Genomic DNA, 16,370 nt, shown 5'->3' with positions numbered 1-16,370 from the left:
GCAAACAATCAATAAAGAAGGGTAGGGGCAAGCCCTATAAAAGGAATTCCAATTAACTCCAGGGAACAGGAGGCACTATGAAAAACATCATCATTTGTTCAGACGGAACCTGGCAATCGCCGGAATCCGACACCTCTACCCACGTTCTGCGCCTGGCTGAGGGCATTGCCCCGGAAGATGCGGCCGGTAATAAGCAGGTGGTGTTTTACGACTGGGGTGTGGGTTCGGAGGGGGACAAGTTCTCCGGCGGTATTACCGGCAAGGGCATCGACAAGAACATTCAGGATTGCTACCGCTTTGTGGTGCATAACTACGAGCCGGGGGATGCGCTGTATCTGTTCGGGTTCAGCCGCGGTGCCTATACCGTGCGTTCTCTGGCGGGGCTGATTCGCAACTGCGGGATTTTGCGGCGCGAGCATGCCGAAAAGGTGGGCCATGCCTATGCCCTGTACCGCAACCGAGGCCCGGCCTCTGCCCCCGGGCGGCAGAAGGCGGGGACCTTTCGCAGGAACTACGCGGTGGCGGATGTGAGCCGTATTCACTTTATCGGCGTGTTCGATACCGTCGGCGCCCTGGGCATTCCCGCGCCGTTTCTGGGTACCCTGGGTACCAGCCGCTACCTGTTCCACGACACCGAGCCCAGCCGCATCATCAACCACGCCCGCCATGCGGTGGCCATAGACGAAAACCGGCAGGATTTCGAGCCTACCCTGTGGAGCCCCAAGGCGGGGATTGATTTGCAGCAGGTGTGGTTTGCCGGTGTGCATACCGACATCGGCGGCGGCTACCCGGACCACGCCCTGGGCGATATCCCCGGCGAGTGGATGGCCCGCGAAGCCCAGGCCTGCGGCTTGGGCCTGGAACCCCACTTCCTCCTGCGCCTGAACCCGGATTATGCAGGGCGGCAGCATAATGAGTACAAGGGCTTCTATAAGGCCATGGGGCGTAAGCACGTGCGGGCGGTGGAGCCGGTGGTGCATGAGAGCGTGCGGCGGCGGTGGGAGGATGATTCGGTGCCGTACAAGAGCCCTGGGTTGGCGGAGTTGGTTGGGCGTTTGGGGTGGGGTGGTGTGAGTTTGGTTGGTACGGATTAAAGATTTTTTTGCCACGGAAGGACACGGAAGAAAAGAACTGAAAGCCTCATGGCCACGGACACTCACGGACACTCACGGACGCTCACGGACAAAGAAAAAAACATTTTTTAGTTTTTCGTCCGTGTGGGTCTGTGAGTGTCCGTGGCCAAAAAGGAATTTCCATTAACTCCAGGAGGATGCGTGGCATGACTATTTCGCCTGAGAAAGTCTGGTTTGATGAGGATAACCTTTGGGTGTTGTTGTCAGATGGCCGAACGGTTGGTGCGCCTCTTGTTTGGTTTCCCCGTTTGTTGAATGCTGATAGTGCCAGCCGCAAAGATTATGAGCTGAGTGTTCATGGTATTCACTGGGATGCCCTGGATGAAGACATCAGCGTGCATGGGCTGTTGGCTGGGTGGGGGGATCAGACTCACCCAAAGCGTGAGAGTGTGGCTTAGTTTGTGCGCCAAGCGGGTGGGCGTTGTGAATTTTTGCCACGAAATCCACGAAAGGACACGAAAAAATAAGAATACTTTGCCGCTGCGGGGTACGACCCCTTTGTAGCCAGGTTGGTTTGGCGGGTCAGAAGGAATGCTATCCTGCACCAATAGTATGATCTTTGGGGTGGTGTGCTTATGACAACTGTTCGCAAGACAATCACTTTGACAGATACCCAGAGCAACTGGGTTAAGTCTCGGATTGCTCGTGGTGATTTTACAAACGATAGTGAGTACTTTCGTGATTTGATCCGGAGGGATCAGGAGCGCAGTGCCGGGTTGGAGCAATTACGGGCAGCGTTGCTGGAGGGAGAGGAAAGCGGTTTGAGCAATCGCACGCTGGAGGAGATTCGTCGGGCAGCCAGGGATTCTGCGTAATCAAGGTGTTGGGGTGGCGCTGGAATAGCTGGCAATCGCCGGAACCCGGCACGTCTACCCAGGTTCTGTGCCTGAGCCCGGATTATGCGGGGCGCCAGCACGTGCGGGTGGTGTGGGTTTGGTGGGTGACTGTTAAAGGCTTTTTTGCCACGAAAACCACTAAAGGACACGAAAAAATAGGAATACTTTGGCTAGAAAAAGGAATTGCAATTAACTCCAGGGAGCAAGGAAGCGCTATGAAGAGCATCATCATTCGTCCGAAATTTGCGTTACAATGTCTGACAACGTAAGACAAATGGAGCGCGTCATGAAAACCGAGATGCTTAGTGCCCGTATAGACCACGATACCAAGGTTGCGTTCTCGCATATTTGTGACGAGGTTGGCCTTAGCCCGTCACAAGCCATTAAATTGTTTGCTCGTGCGGTTATTAATCACGGCGGGATTCCCTTTGAGATCAAGGTGCCGCAGCCGAATGAAACGAGCACTGCTGCTATGCAGGAACTCAGGGAAGGGAGGGGGCACCGCGCGGAGTCGCTGGATAGCCTTTTAGAAGAGCTCACGGATGGCAAAATCGCGCATGCACAGCCTTGAATACTCAACCCAGTTTAAAAAAGACTTCAAAAAGATAACGAAATTGCCCATCCCGGATATTGTCGAGGTGGGACGCATTATCTCTAAGCTGCAGCGTGATGAGCCACTGGAAGACAAGAATGTCGACCACGCTCTGACCGGCAACTGGCATGGTTTCAGGGATTGCCACATCAAGCCAGACCTGGTTTTGATCTACAGGGTTGATAACGGCACGCTGCAGCTGGCGAGAATTGGCAGCCACAGTGAGCTTTTTTAGAGAAAGCCTGGTCAAGAAAAGGAATTCCAATTAACTCTAGGGGGGGAGGTGTGGATTTGGTGGGTGACTGCTAAAGACTTTTTTGCCACGAAATCCACTAAAGGACACGAAAAAATAGGAATACTTTGGCTAGAAAAAGGAATTCCAGTTAACTCCAGGGAGTAAGGAAGCGCTATGAAGAGCATCATCATTCGTCCGGAATTTGCGTTACAATGTCTGACAACGTAAGACAAATGGAGCGCGTTTACGCAATACCCCCCGATGCGCAGCATTTTCATCTTTTTAGTACTGATGAGGATCTAAAAGCGCATTCGTCATACACTGCAGCCAAAGGCGGTGACCCAAATGCCGCACTTGAGTTGATCGAGGATCTTGCTTTCGATTTTCTGTACGGTCTTCGAAGAGAGTTTCCAGAGGGTGCGATATTTGTCTCGCCTTTTGCGAGGGAGGCATCGGGTGATAATGCGTTGCCGCTTATTTTATCGCTCATGGCTGCAGAGATATTCAACGGTGAAAGTGAAACCGATATCGTTCAGCTGCAGCGTGTTTTTCATACAGGTGCTGATCCGATGGAGAGGCTGCGCTTGCGGCCATCGTTTGAAGGTGCGGTGAAGAGCGGTGCTCATTATGTTCTGGTTGACGATGTTACGAGCATGGGAGGCACTCTGGCAGAGCTTGCGAATTATCTGCTGCTCCATGGAGGGCAGGTTCTTGGTACACTGGTGTTAGCTAACGCTGGTCGTTCTAAGGATTTTCGGCCAGCTAAACAGCATATAAGGCTATTACAGGAGCGTTTTGGAGATGAAATCAGACAAATCTTCGGAATACACACGTCCGCCCTCACAGCTAACGAAGCAGGATATCTCGTCGGCTTTCGAACAGTTGACGAGATCCGAAATCGATGCCTTAAGGCAGAAAAAGAGACACATCTCCGCTTGCTATCAAAAGGTTATTGAAGCTCATATTAAGCAACGTTTGTCATCAGTCTGAGTCTGAACACTGATTGGTGATGGCTGAGGCTGGGGGTTAAGGGCTTTTTTTGCCACGAAATCCACGAAAGGACACGAAAGGGTTAAAAGATAAAAAAACGTTTTTTAATAATTTTTTCGTGTTTTTAGTGGATTTCGTGGCAAAAATTCTCTCTAAGAAGGGGCGCCAGCTTTGGTTGAGCCGTTAAGTTTTTTCTAACGGCTCATTATTTCATGCTAAAGTGAGCCGATAGATATCTGCTAATGGCTCATTCGATGTATACATGGCAACTGGACAACTGGCCTGCTTACAGCTTTGATCAGAACTCTGCAGAGCTCTGGACGAGTAAGGCTCTTGCGGCGTCTCATAAGATTCTTGGGGCGATGGCGGTTGTGCCGGAAAGCCTTGGTAGCGAAGCGAAGTTGGATCTTCTGGTCAGCGCTGCGATCGAAACCAGTGCGATTGAGGGCGAATCGCTTAATCGCGCGGATGTGCGCAGCTCCATCAAGAATCATTTTTTGAGCCCCAATGAGAAGATGGCGGTACATGACCCGGTAGCGGCAGGTATCTCCGCTCTGATTCTTGAAGTGATGGACCTTTACGAAGAACCATTAACAGCGGAACGCCTGCACCACTGGAATGAACTGGTGCTTCCGGTGCACAATTCTGGCCCGTTTCTGGGCCCGGCCGGCATGGCGGGGCAGTGGCGTACCCATCCAGATGCCATGCAGATAGTCTCTGGCCCCGTTCACAATCCAACGATTCACTTCGAGGCCCCGCCTTCTGTGCGTGTGCCCGAGGAAATGCAGCGGTTCCTGGATTGGTTTGAGGATGACTCCCGCGCCTTACCTGGTGTGGCGCGTGCGGCGATTGCTCATCTGTGGTTTGAAACGATTCACCCCTATGAAGACGATAATGGCCGGGTGGGGCGGGCTGTTGCGGATGTGGCTGTGTGCCAGATGCTGGGGCAGCCGCTGATGATGAGCCTGGCGACGGTGTTAAGTCGGCATCGGAAGGCTTATTACCAGCAGCTTAACAAGGCGTCGAAAGATACGCTGGATGTGACGCCTTGGGTTAATTGGTTTGGCGAGCGGGTTGTTGAGGCGTTGGAAGGTGCGTTTGATGTTATTCAGTACGTGGTGAAAAAGGCCCGCTTCTGGGACGGGCTCGACACTGAATCGCTGAATGACCGACAACTTAAGCTGATTCGCAGGATGCTGGGCCAGGATGCGCCGAGCTTTGAAAATGGGATCAATGCGGCGAAATATCAGAATTTAACGCGTTGCTCCAAAGCCACGGCTACCCGGGATCTCCAACACCTGGTTGCGGAGGGTGTGCTGGCGCCCATTTATAGCAAAGGGCGCTATGCTCGGTATAAGCTGGACTTGTGATTCTGTGGGTTAAAGACTTTTTTGCCACGAAATCCTCGGAAGGACACGGAAAAATGAAAAGATAAGGACTGTTTGGCCACGAAATCCACGAAAAAACACGAAATTAAAGATAGAAAGCTTTTGGTTTTTCTTATCAGTCATCTTTGTTCGTGTTTTTTCGTGGATTTCGTGGCAAAAAAAATCAGTAAAAGGACTAGATGATGCTCAAGGAAAAAGAGCTTTGTTACCGGATTACCGGTTGTGTATACGAGGTTTATCGCCACCTGGGTTGTGGTTTTCTTGAATCGGTGTATCAGCGGGCGTTGGTACACGAATTGCGGGCTGCTGGGTTGGCTGTGGAGTCTGAAGCCGCGGTTACCATCAACTACAAGGGCCAGCCCCTAGCCGAGCACCGTTTGGATTTACTCGTGGAGAATCGCATTATCGTTGAGCTAAAGGCCCAGCAAAAAGTCCCGCTCGCAGCAGAATCCCAGTTAATCAACTACTTGAAGGCGACAGGTCTGAAACTCGGCTTGTTAGTCAACTTTGCTTTTCCCAAAGCCACAGTAAAGCGCATCATTTATTAATCTCTCAATTTTTTCGTGTCCTTTCGTGGATTTCGTGGCAAAAAAAGGAACTCTCTCCACCAATGAACAAAGTACTGGCAGCCTACAAAGAACACACCCCCAACCCCCAGAACCCCGCTGAAAGAGTATCCTTCGGCACTTCCGGCCACCGCGGCACGTCGCTGAACCGCAGCTTCAACCGCTACCACATCCTGGCCATTACCCAGGCGGTGGTGGACTGGCGCAGCAAGCAGGGCATTACCGGCCCAATGTATGTGGGCAAGGACACCCACGGCCTGTCTGGCCCGGCGATGGATTCGGTGTTGGAGGTGTTGGCGGGTAACAGTGTGGTGACGCGGGTGGATGCTGCCGGTGGCTTTACGCCTACGCCGCTGGTGTCTCATGCCATTCTGGTGCACAACGCCGATAAGCCGGCGGCGCTGGCGGATGGGTTGATCATTACGCCCTCTCACAACCCCCCGGAGGATGGCGGGATTAAATACAGCGGCCCGGACGGCGGCCCGGCGGGTACGGATGCTACGGGCTGGATTGAGCAGCGCGCGAACGAATTGCTGGAAGTCGGGCTTGCGGGCGTGAAAACCTCGCCGCGCCGGCAGGCGGTGGTGGCGGCCGAGCCCTGGGATTTTGTGCAGGAGTACGTGCAGCGGCTGGGGCAGGTGGTGGATATGGACGCCATTGCCAGCAGCGGACTGAAGCTGGGTGTCGACCCCATGGGCGGGGCAGCGCTGGCGGTTTGGGATGCCATTGCCAAGCACTATGGCCTGGACCTTGAAGTGGTCAACCGCAACCAGGACCCGGATTTTGCTTTCATGCCCCCGGACCACGACGGCAAGATCCGCATGGATTGCTCCAGCACTGCGGCCATGGCCAACCTGCTGACCATCAAAGACCGCTTCGACCTGGCCTTTGGTAATGATCCCGACGCCGACCGCCACGGCATTGTCGACGCTGCCGGCCTGATGAACCCGAACCATTACCTGGCGGTGTGCATCGATTACCTGCTCAGCCACCGGCCGCAGTGGGGCGCGGGGCTGAAGGTGGGTAAAACCCTGGTGTCGTCTTCCATGATCGACCGCGTGGTAGCCGGGCAGGGCCGGGCGCTGTACGAAGTGCCCGTGGGCTTCAAATGGTTTGTGGAAGGCCTGCACACCGGCCAGCTGGTGTTCGGCGGCGAAGAAAGCGCCGGGGCGAGTTTTTTGACCTTCGACGGCCAGCCCTGGAGCACCGATAAAGACGGCGTTATTTTGTGCCTGCTGGCGGCGGAGATTCGGGCCAAGACCGGCAAGTTGCCCAGTGAATACTATTCGGAACTGACGGCTAAATACGGCGCACCGGTGTACCGCCGCAAAGACTTCCCCGCGACGGTGGAGCAGAAGCACAAGCTGAAAACCCTGAAGCCGGAGGACTTGCCGTTTACCGAGCTGGCCGGAGACCCGATTGTGGAGGCCATGACCACGGCGCCGGGCAATGGTGCGGCGATTGGTGGGCTGAAGGTGACGACCCGGAACGGGTGGTTTGCGGCGCGGCCTAGTGGGACTGAGGATCTTTGTAAGACTTATGGGGAGAGTTTTTTGGGGGCGGAGCACCTGGGTCAGATTTTTGTGCAGGCTGAGACGCTGCTTAGGTGAGGAGTCTGCGAAAAGGGCGCGAAGGGGTCTGACCCCGGTGGGGTCAGACCCCTTTGCCGGGCCCCGAAGGGGTCTGACCATCTGCCAACGCCATTCTCCCTGACCATCTCCTTGGTAAAACAACGTTAAATCCCTCCGGGTATGTAACGTAAAGTTAACACCTCCGCTATACTGTCTACTTTGTGCTCATAGCACAGGGTTTGTTTAGCAGCTAAGGTGGTCCCCCTGCTTAGTGGCATTATTGAATTAACGAGAGACCTACACATGGAAGCGGCTAGTTCCGTCGGCCTTATGGCTGGCTTTTTTTCTTATCTCTCATTGTTTTTCCTGCGCCCGATTGCTTGCAGGGTGCACTTGTTGGATACGCCTGACCACCGGAAACTCCACAAGGGGTCGGTGCCGCTGATTGGTGGCTTGAGTGCTTTTATAGGCGTGAGCGTGGCCTGGATGATTGGCATGCCGCTGATCAGTGGCCATGGGCTGTTCCTGATTTGCGCCGCGCTGCTAGTGATTGTGGGGGCAGTAGACGATGCCCGGGACCTTCCTGCGAAATTCCGCCTGGGTGTGCAGGTTCTTTTGGGCGCTGTACTGACTTTTGGCTCTGGTACCTCGCTGGTAACCTTTGGTGATTTGCTGGGTTTTGGGCCCATTGAGCTCGGTATTCTCGGGCCTTTGGTGACCATTGCCGCGGTAATTGGTGCCACCAACGCCTTTAACATGGTGGATGGCATCGACGGCCTGGCTGGTAGCCTGTCGCTGGTGGCGCTGGGCTCTTTGGCGTTGTTGTTCAGCACGTCCTCCGGTTTGGTGGCTGAGCTGGCGCTGGCGGTTGGTATAAGCTGCGCGCTGGTGCCTTACCTGATGGCTAATCTGCGCATTCCCCCCTTCCGTAACCGCATTTTCATGGGCGATGCGGGCTCTATGTTCATCGGCTTTGCCGTGGTGTGGCTGCTGGTAAACGCCACCCAGCCCGGCGAAATGGCCATGCGCCCGGTAACCGCCCTGTGGATTATCGCCATCCCTTTGATGGATATGGTCGCCATCATGGTACGCCGCGCCCGCAAAGGGCAGTCGGTAATGAAGCCAGACCGTGACCACCTGCACCACATCTTCATGCGCGCCGGATTCTCCGACCGCGAAGCCCTGCTGATGATCACCATAGTGGCCATGCTGTTCGCCAGCGTTGGACTGCTTGGTGAGTTCTTCCACCTGCCCGAGTGGCTGATGTTTGCGGCGTTTGTTGGATTGTTCGCGCTGTATGACTGGTCGCTTAGCCATGTTTGGCGGTTGTTGGTGGTGGTTCGGAAGAAGGTTAGTCATCAGTAGTTGTTTTTTGGTGCATCGCTCCCCTCCTGACGGATACAAAGGGGTCTGACCCTACGGGTCAGACCCCACCCTTCTCTTGCGGCCATCTCCCACCAAGCACCAAACCCCCGCCAAACTCTTTACTCCCGGTAACTGAATTTCCGCCATAACTAACGTAGAATTGCGCCGTTTATTAACAGTATTTTGTGTGCATGGATCGGCCTCCCATCTGGGGTGGCGTGAATGCTTATTGCCTGACTACGCTGATTTGGGTTGGTGGGGCGGTAGCGTGCCTTGGCGTTCCGGACACGATCTTAATTATTATGAAAGTAAAGCGAGATGACTCTGAAGGTATATATACGGGAATCATTCGTGCAGCAACCGGGGCGACTTGGCTATAGCGCGGGGGCTTATTGGCTGGGTTAAGAGTTATCAGCCTAACGTATCCGTTACTCTGTTTCCTCTAAGACATATCTGAGAAATATCTGTGACACCTAAGCAAATTGCAGCTTTCGCTATAGGCCCTATTGGTGGCGCCGTTATCGGCCTTATCTCCCTGCCAGTTATCACCTGGCTTTTCTCTCAGGAAGACGTCGGTCGGATGGCCATGCTTCAAGTCACCCTCAGTTTCAGTATTTTACTATTCAGCTTGGGGCTAGACCAATCATATGTCCGGGAGTTTCACGAAGCAGAGAGCAAGCCCGCACTGTTGAAGTGCGCGATGCTCCCCGGGCTGGTGTTGTTGCTGGGTACCGTCTCGGCGCTGCTGTTACTCGGTGGGAAACCGGCTGATTGGTTGTTTGATGTACCTGCCTTGCATCTGAGTTTGTTAGTAGCCGTGGCTTTGATAGCCAGTTATATCGCTCGGTTCTTGTCGCTTGTACTTCGAATGAATGAGCGTGGCTTGGCGTTCTCAATGAGCCAGCTGCTCCCAAAACTGCTTTTGCTCGTCATTATTGGAGTCTACATTACTGTAGGCGCCGATAAAGACCTGACTAACCTTGTGCTGGCGAATACCGCAGCCATCGCCTTCGTTTGCGCAATCTTCGGATGGAATACTCGGTCAGACTGGTATCGTGGTATCCGAGCCACGCTAGATATCGATCAGCTAAAAGGCATGCTCCGCTTTGGGCTACCGTTAATTTTGGGTGGCTTGGCGTTCTGGGGCCTCACTGCCATAGACAAGGTGTTCCTGCGCACTCTCGCTAGCTTCGAGGAGTTGGGCGTTTACTCGGTGGCCGTCAGCTTTGCTGCCGCAGCCACCATTCTGCAGGGCGTCTTCTCAACTGTTTGGGCGCCCACTGTTTACAAATGGGCCAGCGCAGGCACGGGGCTGGAGAGCGTACACAAAGTAAGCCGATATATTTTGGCTTTGGTCACTCTGGGCTTTGCCTTAGCCGGATTGTTGTCCTGGGTAGTCACCTTCTTCCTGCCAGCCAACTACGAGCCAGTGCAGTGGATCGTGGTGTCCTGCATGGGATACCCCTTGCTTTACACGCTTTCTGAAACAACCGTTGTAGGCATCGGCATCTCCCGGCGCAGTTCCTTCTCGATGCTAGCAGCCATTACCGCATTTGCGATTAACTTGGTTGGAAACTGGTGGCTCATCCCCATCTTCGGCGCCGCTGGCGCTGCGGTGAGTACCTGTGTTTCCTTCTGGGTGTTCTTCTTTCTGCGAACCGAGTTCTCAATCTACCTTTGGAAACCTATGCCCCGGCTTGTGCTGTACTCCTTCACCCTGGTTTGTGTTGCCGGCGCAGCAGTTTTCACACTTTGGGGCCAGGTTTTGAAGGGTTGGATGGTTGGGTATTGGTTGGTTGTGCTGGTGTGCTGGGCGGTAGCCTTTCGGGAGGAAGTTCTAGAGGTGGCTGGTTTCTTTCGGCGGAAGGTAGTCTGAATAATGTGCAAGTGCGTTACACTAAATGACAGAATGTCGTATTGCCTGTCCGCTGCACTAACTTATTTATGCTTTAATCGATTATTAAATATTTGGGGCTCTTGTGTCTAAGGTACTGTTAGTTACATCGCGATTTCCGTATGGCAATTCGGAGCAGTTTCTGGAGCATGAGCTACCGTATTGGGGTAAGGAAGAGCTTAAGATATTACCGCTCATGTCAGATAGCGAAACGGAGCGGGCATGTGGCTTTTGTATTAGTGATAAATTTAATATTTCACGGTTAAGTCGATCCGAGAAAATAGTTTCAGCACTTTATATTTCTTGCGACATGGAGTTTTGGAAGGAATTGCTTTTTATAGTTTCAAGATGTAAATTTAAAAGTTTTAGACCCCTTCTTATATATGCAATTCTCTCCAATCGCCTGTACCTAAAAATAAATAAAGCCAAAGCGGAGTTGAAGCGCGCCGAAGTGGTTTACTGCTATTGGAGCAACTGGTCCTTAAGAGCCTTTGCAATGGCAAAGCGACGGATTCCTAACCTGTCTTTTAAGCTCATAACGAGATCCCACCGAGTAGACTTGTACGCTTATGCTATGCCTGGTGGCTATATGCCGTTTCGGCACAGGTTTTACCGCCAAGTTGATGCATACTACCCGATCTCAGAAGATGGTAAACGTTATCTTTCGAAGAATTACGGAGTACCTGCTGACAAGATAAAGATCCATAGACTTGGAGTGCCAAAAAAGATGGTCTCAGATCCAGGAGCGGAGCCAATCCGTGATGGCATCAAATTAATCAGTGTCTCGTACGCGAAGCGGGTCAAACGCCTAGACCGGATTGTAGATGCTATTGCGCTAATCCATCGTAAGTGCCCCGAAACCAAGGTGTCGTGGGTGCATATTGGCGGGGGGGAGCTTCTTCCAGAGATCCAAAAATACGCTGTTAGTCAAGGGGTTGAGTGCGAATGGTTGGGAATGCAGTCCAATGAATTTGTCTTGAAGTACCTGTCCAAGGCTCAGAGAGCGATTTTCGTGAATGTTAGTGATAGCGAAGGCGTTCCGGTGTCGATTATGGAGGCGCTTTCATTCGGAATCCCTGTGGTTGCTACGGATGTCGGTGGCACTGGAGAGCTGGTCAGCAAACGTGTGGGCAGGTTGATAAAGGCCCCATTTGAAATAGAAGAGATCGCTGACGGGCTTATTTCAGTTTATGAGAACTATCCCAGCCCTCGTGAGCTAGAAGGCGTCTATATGGCAAAGTGTAGTGGTAAGAACTATGAAAGTTTCATCGATGATATATTGAGTATGAAGTCAAATTATTAAGCTGCTTCTGTTTTTTTAAGGGAATTTTATGAATGGTTCAGTAGATTCTCAGCCTTTGAGTCTAATTGATCTTGTCAAGATACTCTATTTTCGACGATATGTGTTTTTAGGTGTTTTCGGCCTAATTATGTTACTAGGGATCTGGTACGTAATGTCAAAGGATGAAGCGTACCAGTATAGCTCGTTCTATTCATTGGGGGTTTTGGCGGACGGAGAGTATCTGGAAAGTCCAAAGACGATGGAGTTAAGGGTTAAGGAAATCGGGTATCCTGCTGTTCTAGAGAGGCAGCGATCCTCTGGTGACGGTGCAGCTAATATTGACGTTGTGATTGATTCCCCCCCCAACTCTGGGATGGTCAGGCTTTTGACCTTTGCGCCCGAAAGTATCGAAGAAGAGGTAGTTGAGGTCCACAAAGCATTAATTGCATTTATTGATTCGCGCCAGACCAAGCGATATGAGCACCAGAAGGAGGAGTATGAGACTGAGTTGAAGTCCGTGCTAAATATCCTGAACGCTGAGCCCAGTGGACCATTTAATTCCGCCTCCTTGCCAGTGTTGTTGCAGGAAAAGGCCGAATTGGAACGCTCTCTGAGGTCGATGGTTCCGGGTGATGCAATTGTGACCGCTCGGGTGAGCGATGAACCTGCAGGGCTCTCGAAGGTTATTATAGTACTGGGTTTGCTTATTCTAAGTACTGTTTTTGGCTTGATAATTGCCTATGTTGCGGAATTTTTAGCACTGGTGCGCGATTCCTTGAAAAGAGATTCTCGATATGGTGGATAACCTTGTGATAATCCATCGCTCGCTGTGAGCATGCTGCAGTGAATCAAGTACCTTTGCGCGGTCTTTTCTTCCTTGCGGCATATGCGATTATCTTTCCGAAGGTTCCTGCTTTTGGGATTGGGCTGGGCTTGGACGATATATTGGCATTGCTGTTGTTTCCTTGCTTGATGTTCCACGTTTTGGTTAATTCGGGGCGCAAGTATGTTTGGGAGTTTTGGTTAGTTGTATTGCTGTTTTTGGCTTTTATAGGCATTTATTTTTTTTTAGGAAGCTGGAAGAATTACCAAAGGCTTGGTGTTGTTCGGTATCCGACCGAACTTTGGCAGTATGCGAAAAGACTATCTTTTTTCTTGCTTGGCTTCTTTTTTGTATTAAATGTCGAGAGAGGTGAAAGTAAGGCAATAAAAACTGTGTTATGGGCCTATTTTTTAATTTTGATGATTGGAGTGCTGCAGTTAGTTGCTGGTTCGATAGGAGAGTTTTTAGCTCAGCTTTACGGTAGAAGTGAGCACCAGGTTGAGCGGCTAGTGGATAGAACGTTCTCTGCGAAAAGAGTCTTTGGAACTGCAGGGCATCCAAATGCCTGGGGCGGGTTCTCTCTATTTGTATTCTCTGTCGTTGCTCCATTCTTTCTTGATGGAAGAGCTTTCTCAAGGCGAACACGTTTGCTCCTCGGAATATTGGTTGGCTTCGCTTTAATTAATGTTCTGTTTTCGAGCTCAAGAGCGGCTATTCTGGGGCTTGGTATGGTTTCGCTTTCACTTTCGGTGTGGTATCTGTTTACTTCAAGGGTTCGCGAACCAACCAAGGCTTTGTTGATATCTGCTTCAATGCTTTCAGTTTTCATTTTTCTTATTTCATTTAAAGAGCGAATTTTTAACCTAATATTCAGGTTTTCAGTTTTGTTTGAAACCATGGGTGGTGGGCGCGACGAACAAATAAGGGCTGGGCTTTCAGTTCATCATGGGATGTTTGATAGTTTAATTGGTTCAAGCAATTATGTGCAGAGAGTATTAGGGGTGTCTCATGGAGTAGAGGTGGAGCCTGTTTATCTATTTATAAATTACGGTTTCCTAGGAGTCTCCTTTATTTTCCTGATTATGGCTTCGATTTTTTATTGCGGCATGCGTCTGGCTTTTTCTGGGCATTATTATGCGCCCATTGGCTTAGGGGTTATGCTAGCCATTGTAGGGTATTCTACTTTTTCTTTGGGGTATTTTTTCTTTCAAGAGTTGGTGGTTGGTACGCCTTTTTGGTTGTACGCCGGTATTTTTATGGCGTGTTACCAAAGATCCTTAAGTCATCGATAAATTAGTGTTGGTCTGATGCTTCATTTTTCGAATAATTATATTTCCAGCAAGGTTCATGGTAATCTTGTTGATGCTCTTGGCAGGTTGTTCGGTAAACAGCATGTGCTCGTCCCAGTTCGTCGTCAGAGTGACGTTGGAGTTAATGATTCGAGTCAGCCTGGGGTTCACGTTCATTATTATCCATATCCAAACTTACTTAGATACTTCCCTCTGATCAAAGTTCTTTTTATTTTTCTTCGATCCTTGTCCAAGCTTAATTCTGACTTAGTTGAAGGTGCGAGGCAGTCTGGGTGTCTTGCGCATAATCTTTGGAGTGATGGGGTTCCGGTTCTTTTGCTCTCAACCGTCTGCCGTTTCCGATACCTTGTGGTGGTAAGGAATACTGACATTAATGTTTTTGTTCCTAAGCTACCCCATTACAGGTGGTTAGTCAGGTTGGTAATAAAGAGGTCTGAGGGTCTGGTTTTTATTAGCCCTGCTCACAAGAAAAGGTTTGAACGGAGTTGGCCCGGGCTTATTTCTTCAGCACGTAAGGTTGAGGTGATTCCTAATGGGGTAGGTGAATTTTGGCATCGTAACCGGTTGACCAATACCATCAGGCGACCGGTTAGTGCTTGTTTTGTTGGAAAATTTGATGAGAACAAGAATCTGAGAAGATTAGTTCAGGCAGCAGAGCTGTGTTTTGCTCACGACCCGGCGTTCCAGCTCGTTTTGGTTGGTGGCACAGAGAGCGAGTTTCTGAAGATTACTGGGGTTCGGGCTGTTCCGGATTATGTTGATATCAGGGGTTACCTTGCTTCGCCCCAGGCGTTAGCTGACATACTTCAACGGTGCCGTGTTTTTGTGATGCCGTCCTTACGGGAAACGTTCGGCTTAGTATTCATCGAAGCGTTATCTCAAGGGTGCACGCTCGTGTGCTCAAGAGGGGAGGGTATAGATGGTTTCTTTGAGTCGGAGTATGTGCAGTCGGTTGACCCGACCAGCTCTAAGGAAATTTATAAAGCTGTGGAGCGAATGTTGTCTAGTTATGAGAAGGGTTGCTCAATTGACTGGATGCACGAACAGCTCGATCACTTCGCGTGGCCTACGATCGCGGATAAATATAACAGGCTATTTTAATGAAAGTAATTTACCTCCACCAATACTACACCTCCCCAGAAATGGCCGGCGGCACCCGTTCCTACGAAATGGCCCGCCGCATGGTAGCTGCCGGCCATGAAGTCCATATGGTCACGAGCTATCGCGAACCGGATGGCAGCCGGCAGGGTTGGTTTCAAACCAACGAGGCTGGTATCCAGGTGCACTGGTACCCTGTGCCGTACTCCAACCATATGAGCTTTATTCAGCGCTTGAAGGCTTTCTTCTCTTTTGCCTTGGCTGCCCGCAAAAAAGCTCTCCAGTTGGATGCCGATATTATTTTCGCAACCAGTACGCCGCTAACCATTGCGCTGCCTGCGGTCCCTGCTTCCCGAAAGAAAAAGATCCCCATGGTGTTCGAGGTGCGGGATCTCTGGCCAGAAATGCCAATTGCTGTTGGTGCGTTGAAGAACCCGCTACTCAGGTTCGCGGCTCATCGGCTCGAGCATTGGGCCTATCACAATGCGGAAGCCGTGGTCGCGCTTTCTCCTGGCATGAAGGAGGGCGTATTGCGTACGGGGTATCCTGCCAAGAAAGTTGCAGTGATTCCCAATAGCAGCGACAACGCGGAGTTTCAGTACAACGCAGAAGTCGGCGCAAGATTTCGGGCGCAGCGTGAGTGGCTGGGTGAGAGGCCTTTGCTGGTTTACACCGGTACCTTTGGGCCAACCAATGGCGTTGGCTATATGGTGCCGGTTGCGCAGGAGTTGCTTCGCCTGAATTCAGGTGTTCGCATTCTTTTGGTGGGTGAGGGTAAGGAAAAGTCAGGGATAATCGAGCAGGCTGAACAAGCCGGTGTGCTGGGTAAGAATCTGTTTATCGAGGGAATGCTCCCGAAAAGAGACATTCCCGCCCTATTAAGTGCGGCCGATATGGCTTCTGCACTGTTTATCGATCTTCCAGAGATGCGGCCAAATTCCGCAAACAAGTTTTTTGATGCCCTGGCTTCTGGCACGCCGGTTATGCTCAATTATGGCGGCTGGATGCATGAAATGGTTCAGGCTAAAGGCTGCGGGCTTGCCATGTGGCGCCAATCTGCTGCCGATGTGGCCGCAGAATTGGATAAAAAGCTTCATGACAAGGAATGGTTGGCGCAGGCTGGAAAGTCTGCAAGGCTGCTGGCAGAAGAACACTTTGATCGCGATGTGCTTGCGGACCAACTAATACAGGTTTTGCAGGCAGCTGCTGATGGGCAGGCTGAGTTGGCGGCGCAGATCGCGCCGGGTGAATACCGCTTTTAATTCTGGCTATGGATGCTGAATTCTG

16 protein-coding genes are annotated in these 16,370 nt (G+C 51.4%); all 16 read left to right on the top strand.

Translation table 11 applies throughout. From position 1 onward, the window contains the following. The first annotated feature begins 77 nt into the window (after positions 1-77). The 16 genes from Q668_RS00725 to Q668_RS00655 all read left to right on the top strand — a co-directional run bounded on the left by Q668_RS00725 (position 78) and on the right by Q668_RS00655 (position 16,345). Positions 78-1,094: a DUF2235 domain-containing protein gene (locus tag Q668_RS00725; protein WP_022987662.1), complete on the top strand. Its 1,017-nt coding sequence runs from the start codon at positions 78-80 to the stop codon at positions 1,092-1,094. Between the two features lie 185 nt (positions 1,095-1,279). Beyond that, positions 1,280-1,531 carry a DUF2442 domain-containing protein gene (locus Q668_RS00720; protein WP_022987661.1) on the top strand — a complete coding sequence of 84 codons (252 nt, stop codon included), beginning with the start codon at positions 1,280-1,282 and terminating at the stop codon, positions 1,529-1,531. A gap of 177 nt (positions 1,532-1,708) precedes the next feature. Then, positions 1,709-1,948, top strand: a complete 240-nt coding sequence (locus Q668_RS16680) for a type II toxin-antitoxin system ParD family antitoxin (protein ID WP_081697526.1) — start codon at positions 1,709-1,711, stop codon at positions 1,946-1,948. A gap of 307 nt (positions 1,949-2,255) precedes the next feature. Then, positions 2,256-2,540 (top strand): type II toxin-antitoxin system RelB/DinJ family antitoxin, encoded by a 285-nt coding sequence (locus Q668_RS00715; protein WP_036218763.1) that lies wholly within the window; start codon positions 2,256-2,258, stop codon positions 2,538-2,540. Continuing rightward, positions 2,527-2,796 (top strand): type II toxin-antitoxin system YafQ family toxin, encoded by a 270-nt coding sequence (locus Q668_RS00710; protein ID WP_022987659.1) that lies wholly within the window; start codon positions 2,527-2,529, stop codon positions 2,794-2,796. Before Q668_RS00715 ends, Q668_RS00710 begins: the two co-directional genes overlap by 14 nt. Before the next feature lie 212 nt (positions 2,797-3,008). After that, entirely contained in the window at positions 3,009-3,752 is a 744-nt protein-coding gene (locus Q668_RS00705; RefSeq protein WP_022987658.1) for a phosphoribosyltransferase, read from the top strand. A 276-nt stretch (positions 3,753-4,028) separates the two neighbouring features. Further along, positions 4,029-5,156, top strand: coding sequence for a Fic family protein (locus tag Q668_RS00700; RefSeq protein ID WP_081697525.1), 1,128 nt, complete (start codon positions 4,029-4,031; stop codon positions 5,154-5,156). Between the two features lie 197 nt (positions 5,157-5,353). Then, a complete protein-coding gene (locus Q668_RS00695) occupies positions 5,354-5,722 on the top strand; it encodes a GxxExxY protein (RefSeq protein ID WP_036218735.1) in 369 nt (122 codons plus the stop codon). Between the two features lie 62 nt (positions 5,723-5,784). Then, a complete protein-coding gene (pgm, locus tag Q668_RS00690; protein ID WP_022987655.1) occupies positions 5,785-7,350 on the top strand; it encodes a phosphoglucomutase (alpha-D-glucose-1,6-bisphosphate-dependent) in 1,566 nt (521 codons plus the stop codon). 264 nt (positions 7,351-7,614) lie between these two features. Continuing rightward, positions 7,615-8,676 (top strand): UDP-N-acetylglucosamine--undecaprenyl-phosphate N-acetylglucosaminephosphotransferase, encoded by a 1,062-nt coding sequence (gene wecA, locus Q668_RS00685; RefSeq protein WP_036218733.1) that lies wholly within the window; start codon positions 7,615-7,617, stop codon positions 8,674-8,676. Between the two features lie 466 nt (positions 8,677-9,142). Further along, positions 9,143-10,552 carry a lipopolysaccharide biosynthesis protein gene (locus Q668_RS00680; RefSeq protein WP_036218730.1) on the top strand — a complete coding sequence of 470 codons (1,410 nt, stop codon included), beginning with the start codon at positions 9,143-9,145 and terminating at the stop codon, positions 10,550-10,552. 214 nt (positions 10,553-10,766) lie between these two features. Further along, the gene (locus Q668_RS00675; RefSeq protein ID WP_081697523.1) at positions 10,767-11,873 is read left to right on the top strand and encodes a glycosyltransferase; all 1,107 of its coding nucleotides are present in this window, start codon (positions 10,767-10,769) and stop codon (positions 11,871-11,873) included. A gap of 28 nt (positions 11,874-11,901) precedes the next feature. Beyond that, entirely contained in the window at positions 11,902-12,657 is a 756-nt protein-coding gene (locus tag Q668_RS00670; protein ID WP_022987651.1) for a hypothetical protein, read from the top strand. 38 nt (positions 12,658-12,695) lie between these two features. Continuing rightward, positions 12,696-13,967, top strand: coding sequence for a hypothetical protein (locus Q668_RS00665; RefSeq protein ID WP_152521746.1), 1,272 nt, complete (start codon positions 12,696-12,698; stop codon positions 13,965-13,967). A gap of 15 nt (positions 13,968-13,982) precedes the next feature. After that, entirely contained in the window at positions 13,983-15,086 is a 1,104-nt protein-coding gene (locus Q668_RS17690; RefSeq protein WP_081697522.1) for a glycosyltransferase family 4 protein, read from the top strand. Beyond that, positions 15,086-16,345, top strand: a complete 1,260-nt coding sequence (locus Q668_RS00655; protein WP_022987647.1) for a glycosyltransferase family 4 protein — start codon at positions 15,086-15,088, stop codon at positions 16,343-16,345. The genes Q668_RS17690 and Q668_RS00655 overlap by 1 nt, the downstream gene beginning before the upstream one ends. Positions 16,346-16,370: the final 25 nt, after the last annotated feature.

Source organism: Marinobacter sp. ES-1, from assembly GCF_000475255.1.
Lineage (GTDB): Bacteria > Pseudomonadota > Gammaproteobacteria > Pseudomonadales > Oleiphilaceae > Marinobacter > Marinobacter vinifirmus.
This window is presented reverse-complemented; position numbering and strand designations above follow the sequence as displayed.